This is a genomic window from Rhodococcus sp. WY5, from assembly GCF_018588185.1.
GTDB classification, from domain to species: Bacteria; Actinomycetota; Actinomycetes; order Mycobacteriales; family Mycobacteriaceae; genus Rhodococcus_F; species Rhodococcus_F qingshengii.
Genome location: NZ_JAAMPR010000001.1, coordinates 2,290,579 through 2,308,639, shown reverse-complemented (window position 1 = coordinate 2,308,639; position 18,061 = coordinate 2,290,579). Strand labels below are relative to the sequence as shown.

The 18,061-nt window shown below is 62.5% G+C and carries 18 protein-coding genes; 2 read left to right on the top strand and 16 right to left on the bottom strand.

The annotated features are described in order from the left end of the window. Positions 1–23: 23 nt before the first annotated feature. A complete protein-coding gene (locus tag G4D79_RS10735; protein ID WP_003940539.1) occupies positions 24–434 on the bottom strand; it encodes a VOC family protein in 411 nt (136 codons plus the stop codon). Between the two features lie 5 nt (positions 435–439). Beyond that, on the bottom strand, positions 440–889 hold the full coding sequence (locus tag G4D79_RS10730) for a helix-turn-helix transcriptional regulator (protein ID WP_030535180.1): 450 nt from the start codon (positions 887–889) through the stop codon (positions 440–442). A gap of 112 nt (positions 890–1,001) precedes the next feature. Here G4D79_RS10730 and G4D79_RS10725 point away from each other — a divergent pair, with 112 nt between their 5' ends. Then, the gene (locus G4D79_RS10725; protein WP_007731407.1) at positions 1,002–2,960 is read left to right on the top strand and encodes a M13 family metallopeptidase; all 1,959 of its coding nucleotides are present in this window, start codon (positions 1,002–1,004) and stop codon (positions 2,958–2,960) included. A 67-nt stretch (positions 2,961–3,027) separates the two neighbouring features. On the opposite strand, the gene G4D79_RS10720 is transcribed toward G4D79_RS10725, so the two are convergent. The 13 genes from G4D79_RS10720 to G4D79_RS10660 all read right to left on the bottom strand — a co-directional run bounded on the left by G4D79_RS10720 (position 3,028) and on the right by G4D79_RS10660 (position 15,819). Next, on the bottom strand, positions 3,028–3,354 hold the full coding sequence (locus G4D79_RS10720) for a YnfA family protein (protein WP_003940244.1): 327 nt from the start codon (positions 3,352–3,354) through the stop codon (positions 3,028–3,030). A gap of 16 nt (positions 3,355–3,370) precedes the next feature. Further along, positions 3,371–4,456 carry an ABC transporter ATP-binding protein gene (locus G4D79_RS10715; RefSeq protein WP_054187729.1) on the bottom strand — a complete coding sequence of 362 codons (1,086 nt, stop codon included), beginning with the start codon at positions 4,454–4,456 and terminating at the stop codon, positions 3,371–3,373. Between the two features lie 15 nt (positions 4,457–4,471). Next, entirely contained in the window at positions 4,472–5,803 is a 1,332-nt protein-coding gene (locus tag G4D79_RS10710) for an ABC transporter substrate-binding protein (protein ID WP_003940485.1), read from the bottom strand. A gap of 37 nt (positions 5,804–5,840) precedes the next feature. After that, on the bottom strand, positions 5,841–6,743 hold the full coding sequence (locus G4D79_RS10705) for a carbohydrate ABC transporter permease (RefSeq protein WP_003939837.1): 903 nt from the start codon (positions 6,741–6,743) through the stop codon (positions 5,841–5,843). Then, a complete protein-coding gene (locus G4D79_RS10700) occupies positions 6,740–7,714 on the bottom strand; it encodes a carbohydrate ABC transporter permease (RefSeq protein WP_003940557.1) in 975 nt (324 codons plus the stop codon). The genes G4D79_RS10705 and G4D79_RS10700 overlap by 4 nt, the downstream gene beginning before the upstream one ends. A gap of 74 nt (positions 7,715–7,788) precedes the next feature. Continuing rightward, on the bottom strand, positions 7,789–8,712 hold the full coding sequence (locus G4D79_RS10695; RefSeq protein WP_064687686.1) for an Ig-like domain-containing protein: 924 nt from the start codon (positions 8,710–8,712) through the stop codon (positions 7,789–7,791). 216 nt (positions 8,713–8,928) lie between these two features. Further along, on the bottom strand, positions 8,929–10,611 hold the full coding sequence (locus tag G4D79_RS10690) for an FAD-dependent oxidoreductase (RefSeq protein ID WP_064687687.1): 1,683 nt from the start codon (positions 10,609–10,611) through the stop codon (positions 8,929–8,931). Positions 10,612–10,692: 81 nt separating this feature from the next. Then, entirely contained in the window at positions 10,693–11,574 is an 882-nt protein-coding gene (locus G4D79_RS10685) for a hypothetical protein (protein ID WP_099697552.1), read from the bottom strand. Positions 11,575–11,584: 10 nt separating this feature from the next. Further along, on the bottom strand, positions 11,585–11,803 hold the full coding sequence (locus G4D79_RS10680) for a dodecin (RefSeq protein ID WP_003939815.1): 219 nt from the start codon (positions 11,801–11,803) through the stop codon (positions 11,585–11,587). A gap of 15 nt (positions 11,804–11,818) precedes the next feature. Continuing rightward, on the bottom strand, positions 11,819–13,030 hold the full coding sequence (locus tag G4D79_RS10675; RefSeq protein ID WP_003940004.1) for a serine hydrolase domain-containing protein: 1,212 nt from the start codon (positions 13,028–13,030) through the stop codon (positions 11,819–11,821). A gap of 108 nt (positions 13,031–13,138) precedes the next feature. Continuing rightward, entirely contained in the window at positions 13,139–13,654 is a 516-nt protein-coding gene (locus G4D79_RS10670; protein WP_039973227.1) for a DUF6764 family protein, read from the bottom strand. A gap of 78 nt (positions 13,655–13,732) precedes the next feature. Beyond that, the gene (gene ligD / locus G4D79_RS10665; protein ID WP_003940248.1) at positions 13,733–14,773 is read right to left on the bottom strand and encodes a non-homologous end-joining DNA ligase; all 1,041 of its coding nucleotides are present in this window, start codon (positions 14,771–14,773) and stop codon (positions 13,733–13,735) included. Further along, complete coding sequence (locus G4D79_RS10660) at positions 14,773–15,819, bottom strand: ATP-dependent DNA ligase (RefSeq protein WP_003940354.1); 1,047 nt, start codon at positions 15,817–15,819, stop codon at positions 14,773–14,775. Before G4D79_RS10660 ends, ligD begins: the two co-directional genes overlap by 1 nt. Before the next feature lie 109 nt (positions 15,820–15,928). Here G4D79_RS10660 and G4D79_RS10655 point away from each other — a divergent pair, with 109 nt between their 5' ends. Beyond that, on the top strand, positions 15,929–16,546 hold the full coding sequence (locus tag G4D79_RS10655) for a hypothetical protein (RefSeq protein WP_007731384.1): 618 nt from the start codon (positions 15,929–15,931) through the stop codon (positions 16,544–16,546). Between the two features lie 88 nt (positions 16,547–16,634). On the opposite strand, the gene G4D79_RS10650 is transcribed toward G4D79_RS10655, so the two are convergent. Further along, the gene (locus G4D79_RS10650) at positions 16,635–17,786 is read right to left on the bottom strand and encodes a magnesium and cobalt transport protein CorA (protein WP_007731382.1); all 1,152 of its coding nucleotides are present in this window, start codon (positions 17,784–17,786) and stop codon (positions 16,635–16,637) included. Between the last annotated feature and the right edge of the window lie 275 nt (positions 17,787–18,061).

Sequence of the window (18,061 nt, the reverse complement as noted above, 5' to 3'; positions counted from 1 at the left end):
CGGTCTCAGCGCAGTTGACGGGCTCAGCGCAGTTCTTGAATACGGATCAGGTTTCCCGCTGGGTCCCGGACGGCGCAATCGCGAACGCCGTACGGCTGCTCGGTCGGTTCCTGGACGACGTCGATGTCGCCGGCCTGAAGCCGCTCGAACGTGTCGTCCAGATCTTTGGTGGCCAGGAGAAGTCCGCCGTAGGTGCCCTTGGCCATCATCTCGATGATGGTGCGGCGCTCCTCGTCGGTGATTCCGGGATCGACGGCCGGCGGATGCAGCACGATGGAGGTGCCGGGCTGGCCGGGCGGCCCCACCGTGATCCAACGCATCCCGTCGTAGCCGACGTCGTTGCGAACCTCGAAGCCGAGCGTGTCGCGATAGAAGTTCAGGGCGGCTTCAGGGTCGTCCTGCGGAAGGAAACTCGAGTGAATGGTGATGTCCATGGCGATCACGTTAATTGCGGCTGCGCGGTCTGCGCTTCTCGATTCCTGATCGGTCTGGTGACTTGTTTGGACACGCAGGACGGCATTCCTGCCGTCGACTGCTCGGCCTCGCGCCGATAGACACTGGGCGGAACCCCCACCAATTCGGTGAACTTGCTGCTGAAAGTGCCGAGAGAGCTGCAACCGACCTCGAAGCAGACGTCCGTGACACTGAGGTCTCCGCGCCGCAGTAACGCCATCGCTCGCTCGATTCGCCTGGTCATCAGGTAGGCGTACGGCGGTTCTCCGTATGCCTGACGGAATTGGCGACTGAGATGCCCCGCAGACATGTTCACTCCCCGCGCGAGCGCCTCCACGTCCAGAGGCCGCGCGTACTCCCGGTCGATACGGTCTCGCACACGTCGTAGTCGCGCGAGGTCCTGCAGGTGCGGATCTGCGGCAGGTCTGCTGGTCACGTATTCGATCGTGCCATGCCATACCGACGTTGCCCAGCACAAGAGATGAACTCGGCGTGGAGCGATCGCGCACACACCGAGCAGTTCGTCATGATCGTGTAAGGATGGAGAAATGACCACGGCTCATCGCTCAGGCATCGACCTCACCCACCTCGACGGCGACACACGGGCGCAGGACGATCTGTTCGTCCACGTCAACGGAAAATGGCTCGCCGAATACGAGATTCCGGCAGACCGCGCAGTCGACGGGGCCTTCCGGACGCTCTACGACAAGGCCGAAGAAGACGTACAGACCATCATCACCGAAGCCGCGGAGTCCAACTCGGCCGCCGGTACCGATGCACAGCGCATCGGCGACCTGTACTCGAGCTTCATGGACGCCGACGCCGTGGAGGCCGCAGGCCTCGGCCCCATCGACGACGAGCTCGACGCCGTCGCCGATGCGCCGGACCGGTCGTCGCTGGCCACCGTGATCGGACGCCACCAGCGCGTCGGCGTCGGCGGTGCCATCTCGCATTACGTCGACACCGATGCCAAGAACTCCGAGCGGTACCTGATCCACTTCAGCCAGTCGGGAATCAGCCTCCCCGACGAGTCGTACTACCGCGAGGACAACTACGCGGAGATCCGCGAGAAGTACGTCGCGCACATCGACAAGATGTTCACCCTCGCCGGCGTCGGCTACGACGCCCAGCGTGTGTTCGAGCTCGAGAAGAAGATCGCGGCCGGGCATTGGGACGTCGTCAAGCGTCGTGACGCAGATCTGAGTTACAACCTGGTGGGCTTCGAGGAACTGACCGAGCAGAACCCCGGTTTGGACTGGGCGGCATGGCTGTCCGGTCTCGGCGCCGATTCGGAGAAGTTCGCCGAGATCGTGGTCCGCCAGCCCGAATTCCTGCACACCTTCACCGCACTCTGGGCGTCGGAGTCACTGGACGACTGGAAGGCATGGGCGGCGTGGAAGGTGCTTCATGCCCGCTCCCCTTACCTGCATTCGGCCCTGGTCGACGAGACTTTCGCTTTCTACGGCACCACACTGTCCGGGACCGAAGAGAACCGTGAGCGCTGGAAGCGCGGGGTAAGCCTGGTCCAGGATCTGCTCGGCGAGGCCGTCGGCAAGCTCTACGTCGATCGACACTTCCCCGCAGAGGCGAAGACCCGCATGCTGGAACTGGTCGCAAACCTGCAGGAGGCGTACCGCCGCAACATCTCCGACCTCGAGTGGATGAGCCCGCAGACTCGTGAGGCTGCATTGGCCAAGCTCGAGAAGTTCACCCCGAAGATCGGTTACCCCGACAAGTGGCGCGACTACGCCGGACTCGAGATCTCGGCAACCGACCTGGTGGGCAACTACCGTCGCGGATACGCCGCCGAGTACGACCGTGACCTGGCCAAGCTGGGCGGCCCCGTCGACCGTGACGAGTGGTTCATGACACCGCAGACCGTCAACGCCTACTACAACCCGGGCATGAACGAAATCGTCTTCCCCGCAGCCATTCTCCAGCCGCCGTTCTTCGACGCGGCAGCCGACGACGCTGCCAACTACGGCGGCATCGGCGCCGTCATCGGCCACGAGATCGGTCACGGATTCGACGATCAGGGCGCCAAGTACGACGGCGACGGCAACATGGTCGACTGGTGGACCGACGAGGACCGCAGCGAATTCGGCAAGCGCACAAAGGCTCTCATCGAGCAGTACAACGAGTTCGAGCCCAAGGAACTTCCGGGCCACCACGTCAACGGCGAGTTCACGATCGGCGAGAACATCGGCGACCTCGGCGGGCTGTCGATCGCGATCGCGGCGTACAAGATCGCGACCGAAGGTACCGAACCTCCGGTCATCGACGGACTCACCGGCTTGCAGCGCGTGTTCTTCGGGTGGGCGCAGGTATGGCGCACGAAGGCCCGTGAGGCCGAAGCGCTTCGCCGTCTGGCCGTCGACCCGCACTCGCCGCCGGAGTTCCGGTGCAACGGCGTCGTCCGAAACCTCGACACGTTCCACGAGGAGTTCGACGTCAAGCCCGGTGACGCACTGTATTTGGAGCCGGAGAAGCGTGTGAAGATCTGGTAGCAGGGGCAGGCCCCTGTGCGCGCTTAGGGACCCCCTGGACTCCCTGAGCGCGCACGGGGCCGAAGGCCTACCGGGCGTACATGATCACCCCGACGCCGACCAGACAGATCAGCGCACCGGCGATGTCGAAACGATCCGGGCGGAATCCGTCCATCACCACCGCCCACAGCAGTGAACCTGCGACGAAGATCCCGCCGTACGCGGCGAGGATGCGCCCGAAGTTCGCATCGGGTTGCATGGTGGCGACCAGACCGTAGAGGCCGAGCGAGATGACGCCGAGCCCCACCCAGATCCATCCCTTGTGCTCGCGAATTCCCTGCCACACCAACCACGCGCCCCCGATTTCGAGCAGCGCGGCGAGTACGAACAGCAAGAGCGAACGTGCGACGGTCATGCCGCACACAGTATCGCTACAGACGTACTCCGGTCTCCGCGGAAAAGAAGTACACCTCGCCGGCCTTGGGCAGCAGATGAAGCGACTCCCCCGGTGCCACCGACATCTTCCGGTCGACGCGAATGACGATTCGACCGGATCGGCTCTGCCACTGCGAATCCGGGGCACCCTTTGCATAGACGAACGATTCGGCTCCCAACTCTTCGAGCAGATCGGCATCCACGGCCAGCGAGCCCTTTCGCCACGCTCCCACCAGATCCCACGACTCCGGGCGCACTCCCACGACGACCCGCTCCCGCTCGGACGCCCCGGTGGGCAGCGGAATCCGCAGATCACCGAGCACTGCGACGGTACCCTCGACCGGCGCTTCGATCAGGTTCATGCCGGGCGATCCGATGAAGGCGGCCACAAAGGTGTTGACGGGGTTGTCGTAGAGTTCGCGCGGCTTCGCCACCTGCTGCAAGCGACCGTCCAGCATGACCGCCACCCGGTCTCCCATCGTCATCGCCTCGACCTGATCGTGGGTGACGTAGACCGTCGTGGTGCCGAGTCGACGCTGTAAGGCGGCGATCTGCGACCGTGTGCTGACGCGTAGTTTGGCATCCAGATTGCTGAGCGGCTCATCCATGCAGAACACCTTGGGATGGCGAACGATGGCTCTACCCATGGCGACTCGCTGGCGTTGCCCACCCGACAGCTTGGCCGGTTTACGTCCGAGCAGCGGTTCGAGCTCGAGCATCCGCGCTGCCTCGAGTACCCGCTCCCGTCGCTCGGCCTTTCCTACTCCGGCATTCTGCAGCGCGAAGCCCATGTTCTGCTCGACGGTCATGTTCGGGTACAGCGCGTAACTCTGAAACACCATGGCGACGTCACGTGCTCGCGGAGCGAGGTGCGTGACGTCCGTGCCGCCGATCTCGATCCGGCCGTCCGACGCAGACTCGAGACCGGCGAGCATTCGCAGGCTGGTGGACTTACCGCAACCGGAAGGTCCTACGAGTACCAGGAACTCACCGTCGGCGATGTCGAGGTCGAGACGGTCGACTGCCGGTCGATCAGTTCCTTCGTAGCGGTGCGTGACTCCCGCGAATTGCACGTTGGCCATGAGTGTTCTCTCCTACTACTTCGGCAGCTTGGGGGTGATCTGCCGGTCGATGATCTGCTGCAACTGCGTGGCAACGCCGGCGAATGTCGATGCGACGTCGGCCTTCTGGAGAGCGATCTGCTCGAGTCCGGTGCCGATGATCTGATCCCCACCCGGGACGAACACGCGTGCGTAGTCCTGCGAGCGCGTACGCGAGAGCTGATCCACAGCGGTACGGGAGTTGGGGTTCGCGTCGAGGAACGCCTTCATGCTCGGCTCCGAGGTTGCCGACTTGCGGACCGGCATGTAGCCGACGTTCTGCGAGAAGTACGCCGTGTTCTCACCATTGGTGATGAAGTCGATGAACTTGAGCGCGTTCTTCTTACGCTGATCGGAGATCTTGGACGGGATGGCAAGCCCGGCACCGCCGGTGGGGCAACCGGGAGTTCCGTCCACTGCCGGGAGGAAAGCGGTGCCGAAGTCGAAGTTGGCAGTCTTCTTGATGCCGGACAGATCGCCCGTCGACGCGATGGTCGACGCCAGAATGCCGGTACCGAATTCGTTCGCGATGTCAGTGGAGACCGCGGCGTACTTCTTGTCGTGAATCATGCTGGAGAGGAACTGCCCTGCGGCAATTGTCTTCTCGTTGTCGAGCTGCAGATTCCACTGGTCGGAGTACGAGCCGCCGAACGTCCAGATTGGGCCTTCGTAGGTCCAGCCGAGGTAATCCTTCGCGTTGCCCCACCCGTGTGCCAACTTGCCGTTGCCCACGACCTTCTGCAGCTCGGGTCCCCACTCGTCGAACTCCTGCCATGTGGCCGGCCCACGGTCGGGAAGACCTGCCTGCGACCAGACCGCCTTGTTGTAGTAGAACAACGGCGTCGACCGCGCGTAGGGAAGCGCATAGTGCTTGCCCTGGAACAGGTAGTCGGCGAGCAGTGAATCGACGTAGTCGGCCGAGTCGACGCCCACCTCGGAGAAGAGTCCGTCAAGCGGCTCGATTGCCCCGGCCAGTGCATAGTTGAACCACCAGACGTCCGACAGCACAACCACATCGGGCACATCTCCACCGGATAGGGCAGCGTTGAACTTCTGTGCCACCTCTTCGTAGTTCTTGCCGCCGTCCACCAAGTTGACCTTCAGGTCCGGGTACTTGGTCTGGAAGCGGTTGATCAGTTCCTTCTCCACGTCGGTGGACTTACCCGGGTGGTTCGACCAGAAGGTGATGGTGTTGGAATCACCCGACGCACCGGATGTTCCCGCAGCATCAGCGCTCGACCCGCCGGATCCCGCGCACGCGGTCAGTGCGGCTCCGGCGGCGATTGCACCGCCGAGGCTCAAGAATCCGCGCCTGTTCATGTTTGCCATTACTGCTCCTCGAGAAAGAAATGTGACGGGAAAGCTGTCAGCCCTTGACCGCACCGGAGGTGAGGCCCTTGATCATGTGTCGTTGCAGCAGAAGGAAAATCACCAGGATCGGTAGCATCGTCAGCACCGTTCCTGCCATGACCGGACCCCAGTTGGTAAGTCCGTCGTTGTTCTGCAGTTGGGTCAATCCGATCGGCAGCGGCGCTACCGAGGAATCGTCGGACATGAGGAACGGCCACAGGTACTCGTTCCATTCGTTGACCACCGTGATGATGCCGAACGCCACCATCGTGGGTCCGGAAACGGGGAGCACCACGCGCCAGAGCAACCGCCAGTGGCCGGCTCCGTCCATCCGCGCCGCCTCGACGATCTCCGAAGGGATCGAGAGGAAGTGGTTGCGCATGAGGAACGTACCGAAGGCTACACCCGCGAGCGGAACTATGATGCCCTGGAACGTGTTACGCCAGCCCCACTCTGCCACGAGTGCGTAGTTCGAGATCACGGTGATCTGGTTCGGAACCATCAATGCGGCGATGATGCCGAGAAAGACGAAGTTCTTCCCCGGGAAGCGCAGGAACACCAACCCATAGGCGCTGAGAGTCCCCAGAACGAACTTCGCCGCCGACAGAATCGTCGTGATCACTATCGAGTTCCGCAAGAACATCCAGAACGGGACCGATGTGGTTGCTTCCGAATAGTTTTCGGGATGCAGCGACGACGGCCACCACGTTGCCGGTTGCGTGTAGATCTCCGGGCGCTCCTTGAACGAGGTCATCACGATCCAGTAGAGCGGCAGGACGATGATGACCAACGCGATCACCATTGCCGCATAGCCGAGGATCTTCACGCCGACCTCACGCCGGTCCACGTTCTTGCGGTCCGGGCCGGGCCGAACGACGGAAGTCGGAGCAGCGCTTTTCTTTTCCTCTACCGCTGTCATTTCTCTTCTCCCCGATCCATGGCACGAACCTGGTAGACGGTGATGATCAGCAGGATCAGGAACATGATGGTGGCAACCGTCGCGCCGTAGCCCGCCCGGAAGTTTCGGAACGTCTCGTTGTACACCTGGTAGACCATCGTCGTCGTCCCCGTACCCAGCGGGCCACCACGGGTCATGACGTTGATGATGTCGAAGACCTGGAGCGAGTTGAGCATGACGGTGATGGAGAGGAAGAACGTCGTCGGGCGCAACTGAGGTAGGAGAACCCGGCGGAACTTGGTCCACGGCTTGGCACCGTCGATTTCGGCGGCTTCGTTCAACTCTTGCCGAACTCCTTGCAGCGCAGCGAGATAGATGACAAACGTGTAGCCGAGGTTCTTCCACATGTATGTCACCGTCACCATGAACAGCGCCCAGTGGGGGTCCTGATAGAAGTCGGGCGATTGGAGTCCGACGCGGTGCAGGAGATCCTGGATCAGACCGAAGTTGGGGTCGAAGACGAACTGAAACGCGACACCGATCGCTGCACCGGAGATGACGAACGGAGCGAAGATGGCCGACCGGACCAGGTTTCGCCCGACGAGCTTGCGATCGAGCAGCATGGCCAACGCCAAACCGATGACCATCGAACCCACCACTGTGACCAATGTGAATACCACTGTGTTGGTGACGATCTGCCAGGTGTCGCTTCGTCCGAACCACTCGCGGTAATTGCTCAGCCCGATGAACGTCGCCTTCGGGTCCGCAATGTTCCAGTCGAAGAACGAAAGTCGGATGTTGTCCACCAGCGGGCGATAGGTGAACAAGATCAGCAACGCGAGATTGGGACCTACCAAGAGCGCGAACAGCGCGTAATCACGCCATGGTCTGCCCCACAGACCTGGCTTGCCTGAAGTGGGCAGCGTTCTTTCCGGACTCGATCTCACTGAGGCAGTCTGACCGCCCGCAACGAATGAATGGTGAACGTACAAGACACTCGAGCTGAACGCGACACGAAAAAGGCCCTGCGCGAATACTTCTCGCGCAGGGCCTTCCTCGTCGATGTCTAGCGGTTCCAGTCACCCAATCCGTCGGCGCCGCTGAGGACTCCACCTGCGGTGTTCTGCACGATCACCGGGTCGCCCTTGCCAGCGTTCTCGAAGAACCACTTGGCATCCTCGGTGCTGACATTGAGGCAGCCGTGGCTGACGTTGGTGAAACCCTGTTGCGCAACCGACCACGGAGCTGCATGGACGAAGATGCCACTGTAGGAAATTCGCGTCGCGTACTCGACGTAGGTGCGGTACCCCTCGGGAGAATCGATCGGAACGCCGTACGTGGACGAATCCATGTACATGTCGCGCAGCTGCTCGCCGACGATGTACGTGCCGTTCGGTGTTTCGTGGCCCGGCTTGCCGAACGACGTCGGCATGGTGCGCACGACCTCGCCGTTGCGGGTGACCGTGACCTGCTTGGTGTTGTCGTCCGCGACGGTGACGAGTGCGTCACCGATGTTGAACGTGGAGTGCGAATCACCGGCGTCGACGGTCACGGAGATGTTCGCCGGCCAGAACTGTGCCGGCTTCCAACGGACCTGACTGTCGTTGATCCAGTAGAAGCTGCCCTCGACCGGAGGATCGGTGGTCACGCGAATCGCGCGCTCGGCCGTGGCACGGTCGCCGACTGCCTCGTTGAAACGAATGATGATCGGCTGCGCGATACCGACGGTCTCACCCGCGGACGGGTTGAGCGACGGCGCGGAGAAGTTGGGGACGCCGATGGGCGCCTGGATCGGCGTACCCGGGATGCCCGGAACCGGAATTGCCGGATCGAGGTACGGAACGCCGGGAATGACGGGCAACGGAATGTCGGGTCCACCGGGAAAGAGCGGAACAGCCGCGGAGGGTCCGGCCAGAGCGAGGCCGGCGGCCACTGCTCCGACGATTGCCACGGCAACCCGTGACGTCCGACGACCCTTTTTGCTGCCCATGTCACTACCTTCGCTCGACTGACCACGTACTCACGTGGATCGTGCGCGGCCGGCATCGATACCCGCCTGGTACCGATGCCGATGCACCATTCGGACGCACCCGCTCGGAGCACACCTACACACCCGAGCACGCCGAAGAGAGCAAACCGCACATTTCCATAGTCATTAACACACAAAAGCGGCAATCGAGCAATTCGGATGTTCGCCCAAACGTTGCTATCCGTCGCTGCGGGCAGCCGCCAACATGGATTCGATGGAGATGAGTTTGGTTCGCGGTCGTCCGGTTGCGGCACCGGATGCGCGTTCTGCCTTGTCGATACGCTGCCAACCTTGATAGTCCACCTGATCCGGCGACCGGTCTGCCAACAAAACCTGCAACTTGTCGGCATCCTCGGTCGGGGTGGCGAGGCGCCCACCAGCGAAGTCGTCGAAGATCATCGACACGGTCTCGGCGGAGCAGTACTTGTTGGTGCCGATCACGCCAGTCGGTCCGCGCTTGATCCAACCCGCGACGTAGACACCCGGGATCGGCGTGCCGGTCTCGGTGTCGATTACTCTGCCGTTCTCGTTGGGGATCACGCCGCGAGCGTCGTCGAAGGGCAAGTCGGCCATCGGTGTGCCGCGGTATCCGACCGACCGAAGCACCAGTGAAGTGTCGATCGTCTCCTCGGTCTCGGTAGGCCGGGCGGAGAGCTGACCGGTCGGCGTTGCCACCAATTCGTTTTTCACGATCCTCACCTGTGAGACTGCACCGTCGCCGAGGACCTCGACGGGAGAGGTGAGGAACCGGAGAACGATCCGCTTGCGAGAAGGATCTGCGGTACGCGAAGCAAATTCCTGCGCCTGCTTGACCTTGAGCAGGACGGACGGCTCGGCGGCATCGCTTTCCACGAACGCCTGACTGGCCTCGTCGAGTTCGGCTTCGATCGGGTCGACGACTACGTCCACGTTCGCCATCTGTCCGAGCGCCAACAGTTCGGGATTGGTGTACGCGGCCTGCGCCGGCCCACGACGCCCGAGAATGACCACCTCACGAATCTTGCTGTTCCGCAGCGCTTCCAATGCATGCTCGGCGAGGTCCGTCTTCGCAAGCTGGTCAGGGTCGGTCACCAGGATGCGTGCGACGTCGAGTGCGACGTTGCCGTTTCCGACGATCACCGCTCGCTCGCCGGACAGATCGAAAGTCCGATCGGCATATCCCGGGTGGCCGTTGTACCAGGCGACGAACTCGGTGGCGGCGTGACTTCCCGGCAGATCCTCGCCCGGGATCTCGAGCTTGCGATCCCCGGCAGCGCCCACCGCGTAGATCACTGCGTGGTGATGGTCCAAGAGTTCCGAATGCGAGATGTGAGTGCCCACCTCGACGTTGAAGTGGCAGCGCACAGTCTTCTTCGCGACCACGGCGCGGAACTGATCGGTGACGCCTTTGGTTCCGGGATGATCCGGCGCCACGCCGGCGCGCACCAAACCGTATGGAGTGGGAAGTCGATCGAACATGTCGACCTCGACGCGAGGCTTGCCGGTCAGTTCCATCGCCGCGTAGCAGGCGGCCGGGCCGGAGCCGACGATCGCTACTTTCAGCGTTCCCAGTTCGGGATCGATCTTGGCCATCGTGATCGGCTCGGGCCAATCCGGGCCCATCGGATGCTTCTCGAAGTACGACGCGTTCATCTGCAGGTACGGCGCGTCGTCCTCGTCGAGTTCGTTGTCCGGGAAGATCGCCTCGACCGGGCATTCGTCCACACACGCACCACAATCGATGCAGGTGTCGGGATCGATGTAGAGCATTTCGGTGGTCGCGAACGGGGCTTCGTCCGGTGTCGGGTGAATGCAATTGACCGGACACACGTCAACACACGAGGCGTCGTTGCAGCACGGCTGCGTGATCACATACGCCATGACATTCCCCTATCCCTGAAACACGAAGCTCGAACTGGTTCCCAGACTATAACGTGTTCCAATTTGGCGCGAGAATCGTTTTCAGATCACCCCATTGCGCTTCAGCAGCCACACCGCCTGCACGGTGGCGTGACCTCGCCATTCCAACGCCGCGGCGGGTGAATAGCTGTCGAAATCCACCGCCCAACCGCCGTCGCCATGTTGTCGCGCAGCGAGCGCAGACAGTTCGGACTCGATCACTGATGCGTCGAACAACGCGCGGGTCGGGCCGCCGGGAAGCGGTGAGAAATCGAGGGGCCGCATGAATTCGCCCTCGGCTCCCCCGTCCACGTGAACCAAGCCGTCAGCCGGGATACGCGAACCAAGAGTGCTCACCAACGACGACGCTTCGGGACTGTTCCGGTGAACCGCGTCGAGAAACTGCAAGGCAAAGGCGAGCTCGAGGGCATGCAGAGAATCGGCCCCGTCGATCGCGTCGAGGCAATATCGAACGGCAGAGGCGAACCACGGATGTTCGGCGACGGCCTCGTCGAATTCGGCAACGCGAGCCGCTGCAGCACACACGATGCTGGTGATCTGCAACGACGGCGCCAACGGATCCGCGCTCACCCAGAAGGGCGCACATCCGGCTGGGTCGGCAATCGGGAAGGCGAAGGGTAAACCGCCGCCTGCCAGCGACTTGGTCTGCAACCAGTCGCACAGTTCGACCGCTCTGGGCGTCGGCGTTCCGATGTCGGCAAAGGCTTCGAAGGCGTGCAGCGCGCCGCCAGGTTGGCTCGATGCCGAGCGAAGATCCGGTTCGAGTCCCCAGCCGTACCCACCGTCCGGGTTGCGATAACTGTCCACAGCCGCCAATGCCGCGGTCCGGTCCCCCTGTCCGAGAATCAATTTCAGTCGATGCCGATCGAGAGTTCTGGCATGTCCCGCCATGAACCCGACGGCCGCCCTGAGATCAACACTCATGAACGACGACTCAAGATTCGTCGCCGTCGAGCCGGAAGCCGACCTTCAACGTGACCTGGAAATGCGCCACGGCGCCGTTCTCGATGTGACCGCGAGTTTCCACCACCTCGAACCATTCGAGGTTGCGCACCGTCTCGTTCGCACGGGCGATGGCGGTGCGAATTGCCGCGTCACTGCTCTCGGTGGACGAGCCGACGATCTCGGTCACCCGGTACACGTTGCTGCTCATGGCATTCCCTTCGTGTCAGATTCGACGAACCAACTCCTGCGCCTCGGCGCCGAGCCTCGCAAGGCGAAGATCACCGAGAGCTGTCACAGCACTACCCAACCTGTTGGTGGTGAAACCGAGCGAGAGTCCGCTGGACAGGTCCGCATACGCGCCTGAACCGCCGACTCCGTAGTGGCCTATCGCATTCCGCGGCTGCCGCCGCGCGGCAATGATCGGCGGGTGGTAACCGAGAGTCCAGTTGGGCCGCACCGCCAGCACGTAATCCCGATCGCGAGTCTGGATGGTCGACATCTGGTCGATGGTCGATTCCTTCAGGAACCGCTTCCCGTCGATCACGCCGCCGTTCGCGATGGCGCCGTACATCTTCGCGAGAGCACGCGCGCTGAACACTCCGTTCCAGCCCGGCATGACGGCGTCGTGGACAGCCGGGTTGCGCACCATGACGTCGAAACCGTCCGGCATCGCGGCCTCCGCGAGTCCGCGAGTCGGACCGACGTGTGAGAGCACGGTCGACGCGAAGGCCCAGTTCAAGCCGGCAGGGTTGATATGTGGGAACAGCTTCGCGATCCGTGGACGCTCGGTTTCGGGTACGCGGTACCAGAATTCGTCGACGCCGAGGGGCTTCGCTATCTCCGCTTGTACGACGTCGATGAACGGCTGACCGGACACCCTGGCCACAAGTTCGGCTACCAACCAGCCGTAGGTCACAGCGTGATAGCCGGGGCCTCGAAGCCGACGCGGATCCGGTTTCTCGGCAGCCAGGGCGGCAACGACCGCGTCGTAGTCCATCAGGTCGAGAGGATGCGGCATCAAGCCGCGAACTCGGTGAAGGCCCGCGCGATGTGACATCAGTTCACGGACGGTGATCTTGTCCTTGCCGGCCGCCGCGAATTCAGGCCAGTACCGAGCAACCGGGGCGTCGTAGTCGATCAACCCACGTTCGGCGAGTCGGTGAACGACGGTGCTGGCGACGCCTTTGCCGGTCGAGAACGACAGCGACACCGTGTCGTGGTCCCAGCGCCGATCACGATCGGCATTGCCGGCCCAGATGTCGAGCACTTTCTCACCGCCCAGGTACACGACGAGAGCGCCGCCACCTTGTTGCGGTTGGCGATACATCGCGAAGAAGCGGTCGGCCAAGGGAAGGAATCGCCGGTCCACGTACAGCTCGGTGCGCGAAGGCACCTCCACCCGGGCGAGTGAACCCCGTCGTGCACTGGGAGTCATCGCGTCCTCCGATCCCCGCTGATCAAGTTGCCCGGTCACCCGATCGGTGGCAGGAGCTTGACACCATTGTGACCACTGTCACGCAAGAGGCTCAGGGCCGGGGTGCCCTCACGGGGTGACCCACGTCGAAGTGCCGTCGCTGAAACATCCCTGACCTGTGGCGATATTGAAAACAAGGGTGGGGCCACCTGAGCAGATCGCCCCGACGTCCGCGTCACCCACTGCCGCTCTGCCGCCAGGTCCGCTGAGCACGACGGCAAATGGTGAGGAGTCGGTGCGACCGAGTGCGAGCGAACCCGGGCCGTACGCGACGGCGGCAAGTAACCCACCGCGCGACTCCGCCGCAGCAACGCCGCCGAAGAGGCCGAGGCCTGCCGACCTGCCGCCGTCTCGAGAATCCGCGACGCCGACGCCGTCGCCCTCGACGTGTGAAATCGCGTAACTGGAGGGATCTGCCACCGCTCGGCATGCGGATGACCCGTCGACGATCGTCTGATCTTGCCCGCGCGCCGAACAATCCAACGTCGCGGCTGACGCTGTTCCGCTACCGAGTGACAATCCGAAGGCGGCAAGAATCACACCGCCCGCCGCTAAGCTTGCTGCTCGCATTTTCCGGCGATCCATATCCAACCCCCACAGTGCATTCGACGTGACCGTACATTCGACGTCTGATCGAATTACCCGATATGTCCGCCTCTGACGCTACCCGTCTTTGTTCTTCCGATCGCGGTCCTTGCTCGGTTGAACACGTTTGGGTTCACCGGGCATTTTGGGATAGTTCGGCGGGTACGGCAGATCGCCCAGTCCTGCCGCCAGATCCTTCTCCCACATCTCCAACAGAACATCGAGGGCAAAGGCCTTGTCGTGCATGGCTTCCATCGGATCACCACGATCGGCGAGCAAGCCGGGAACCGTGGCGATGGTGCAGTCGTCTGGATGCACGTCGCGCAGTTCGTCCCAGGTCACCGGCGTCGACACAGTTGCGATCGGCGTCTTACGAGCGGAATACGCCGCCGCGATCGTCCGGTCACGGGCATTCTGATTGAAGTCGATGAAGATCCGTTCACCCCGCTCTTCCTTCCACCACGCGGTTGTGGCGCGATCGGCACTACGACGCTCGACTTCACGAGCAAGGGCGATACCCGCGTGACGGACCTCGACAAAATCCCAGCGCGCCTCGAGCGGGATGTAGACGTGAAGGCCTCGGCCACCGGACGTCTTGGGAAATCCTTCCAATCCCAACTCAGCGAGCAGAGGGCGAAGGACCTCGTCCGCGATGGCAACGGCCTCGTCGAACCCGGTCCCCGGTTGCGGATCGAGATCGATGCGCAGTTCGTCCGGGTGGTCGGTGTCCGGGCACCGCACGGCCCAGGGATGAAACGTGACAGTCCCGAGATTGGCGGCCCACACGATGTTCGCAGCACTTCGCACTCGAAGGACGTCGGCCTTGCGACCCGACGGGAACGTGACCTCGCAGGATTCGACGTGCTCGGGCCGTTTTGCCGGCAGCCGCTTCTGGTAAACCTCTTCGCCCTCGATGCCGTCGGGGAATCGCTGAAGATGCGTGGGCCGATCTTGGAGCGCCCGCAACGCTGCACCCTGCAGCGCCACCGTTCGGTAGTACTCGACAAGATGCCGTTTGGTTCCGCCGTCCTCACCCAACTGCGGATAGTAGATCTTGTCCGGGCTCGACAATCGGACCGCGATCCCGTCGACGTCCAGTTCCTCTGCCGGGCTCGCCATCACTTACCGCCTGCAAGAACATCCGCGAAGTCGTATCGCACCGGAACCTCCAACTGATCGAATGTGCATTCGTCGGGCACCCTGTCCGGACGCCAGCGCAGGAATCGTGCAGCGTGCCGAAAGCGTTCCCCTTCCATCTGGTCGTACGCCACTTCGAGCACCCGCTCAGGACGAAGCGGAATCCAGGAGCGGTCTGCGGCCGATCTCCACCGGCTGGCCTCTCCCTCGGCTACAACGTCGTCCCCGAGGCGCAAAGGTTCGAGTTCGGCCAACAACTCGATCCGCCGCGCCGCGGTGAAAGCAGAAGCGCCACCGACCATCTTCAATTCGGAACCGTCGTACAGACCAAGAAGCATCGACCCGATACCTGGCTGACTCTTGTGGGGACGGTAGCCCAGCAGTACGACATCCGCGGTCCTGGCGTGTTTCACCTTGATCATCTCGCGCTTGTTCGGCAGGTACGGTCCCGCCAGCTTCTTGGCGACAACCCCGTCGAGACCCGCGCCTTCGAAGGTTTCGAACCAGGCCATTGCTTCGGCGCTGTCGGCCGTCGCTGCCGTGACGTGGCAACTCGGCCCGCCACCGATGCAATCGAGGAGCAGCGCACGTCGGACCCCGAAGTCCTCGATCGAGACGTCGCGATCGCCGAGCGCCAGTAAATCGAACCCGACAAATTGCGCTGGCGTCTGTTCCGACAACAATGCGACGCGGCTCGCGGCGGGATGAATCCGCTCGGAGAGCGCTTCCCAACTCAGACGCGTCACACCGTCGATCTCACGGGGAACCACCAGTTCTCCGTCCACGACACATTTTTCGGGCAATTCAGACTTGACAGCTTCCACCGCTTCGGGAAAGTACCGCGCCAGGTCCTTTCCTCCTCGCGACCCGAGCACCACTTCGTCACCGTCACGAAAGATGATTGCTCGAAATCCGTCCCATTTCGGCTCGTACGACCACGTCGGGTCACCGGACTCGGGCTGAGGCGGCACAGTGGCCGCAGCCTTCGCGAGCATCGGGGCAAGCGGCGGCATCAGGGGTAGCTCCACCTACCCATACTGACAGTCCGGTTGGCAATTCGACTACCGATGTATTGGAATAGGTCCCGAACAATCCACGAACCAACAGAATTATCCAAGAATCAACAAAGGGGTCCTTATGTCCGGAATCGTCCGGCGACTTTGCACTGCGGTGATCGCAACTTCTGCAATCGCCGCCTTCACCGTCGGTTGCGGTTCCGACATCGAGCCGAAAGCCATTGCGGAATCATCTTCCTCGGTTGCCGATTCGACCACTACCTCCGCGGCCCCGACCACCTCGAAGATCACCGGCCAGGAGGGTTCGGACGATGGCGGCGACGTCGACATCGACGTGTCGATCGGTGATTGCGTCAAGCTCGGAGGCACCACGACGGCCGCAGAAATCGACAACGCGGACTGCGGTAGCAAGGATTCCAACTACAAGGTGGTCGCCAAGGTTCCCACCTCTGATCTGTGTGCCTCCGACGTCGACTCGTACTACTACGAGACCCTCGCGGGTGACGAGCAGGGCGCTGTCTGTCTCGACGTCGACTGGGTAGTCGGCGGATGCATGGACCTCGGCAGCGGAATGGACGAGCCCGCCCGCATCGAATGCTCGGATACCAGCGGCACCAATGTAGTCGAGGTCGTCGAAATCCTGCAGAACTCCACGTCGATCGACGAATGCGGTTCGGGGGCAGACTCGGGATTCGAGCACCCGGAACGTAAGTTCACGGTCTGCGTCGCAACGCTCTGATTCGAGCGCCCTCCCGAAAAACACCTGTGCGCCTTGACAACCGATCTCGGTTGGCAAGGCGCACAGCGCTTTCTACAGCCGGCGCTTTCTACAGCCAGCCCCGACGCTTGAAGATCGTGTAGAGACTTCCACAGGTCAGGAACATCATCGAGAGTGCAAACGGATAGCCCAAGTGCCAGTGCAGCTCCGGCATGTCGTCGAAGTTCATTCCGTACACGGTTCCGATGAGCGTCGGCGCGAAGAGAATTGCCGCCCACGCCGAGACCTTCTTGATCTCCTCGTTCTGCGCGTAGCTCGCCTGCGTCAGATTGCGCATCTCCTCGTTCTGGTTCTGCGACACCAGAGTTGCGTTTACCGTGAGGATGTTTCCGAGCAACTGACGAAAGCCGTCGGCCCGCTCCACCACAGTCGTCGCATGGTCGGTGACGTCGCGCAGGTATCGCTGGAGTTCCTCGTCCGTGTGGTACTTGTCGAACCCTGCCGACAACCCACGCAGCATTCCCAGCAGCGGACGCGTCGCCCGCTGGAATTCGATCACCTCACGGGTCAGTTCGTAGATGCGACGCGAAACTCCGGGATCGCCACTGAATACTTCGGTTTCGATCTCGTCGATGTCGTTCTGCAGTCCGGCCACCACCGGGGCGTACCCGTCGACGACTGCGTCGAGAATGGCATAGAGAACGGCCTCGGTACCCAACCGCAACAGGTCAGGATCGTTCTCCATGCGAGTCCGCACCGCCGACAGATCCGGCGATTCACTGTGACGGACGGTCAGAATGAAGTTCGGACCACAGAAGATGTGCAACTCGCCGAATTCGACCCGCTCGGTCTCGTCGCGGTACCGCGCAGCACGCAGCACCACGAACAGCGTCTTACCGTAGCGCTCGAGCTTGGGGCGCTGGTGCGCGACGATCGCATCCTCGACCGCCAGTTCGTGGAGGTCGAAATGTTGTGCAGCGGCATACAACTGGGCGTCGTCGGGCCGGTACATGCCGATCCACGCCATCGACTGCGAATCCGGAAGGCATGACAGTGCTTCCGCCAGCGTGGACGGCGACGCTATCCGCTCGCCGTCGCGGTACACGCCGCTGTTGACGACGGTCGATTCGACGGGCGCCACCGCCTCGGGCGGGGCAGCCTTGACGACGGTGCGAGCGGCACGCGAGTGTCCGGGATGTGAGTCACCGAGCCCCGCGGAACGACGTGGCAGTACCGAACGTGAACGACGAAATTCGCGCATGCTGAACAGCTTTCGAGGGAAGAGTGAACGACGACGCTTGCTTCACAGCAAAGCCGAAGCCGATGAACACACGATGAAGCTGCAGCAAAATACCGGATCAACCCGGGCGGCTACAGCTTCAGTTGGTACTCGGAGGTTGGCCACGCATTACAGCCACACCTCCTCTTCCCTGAATTCCTACGCAAGTCCGCGCACGACGCCAACATGCTACCCCGACTGTCAGAGCACGACAAACCGAACGACAAGCCGCAGGACAGCACGAACCGGTCGGAGGA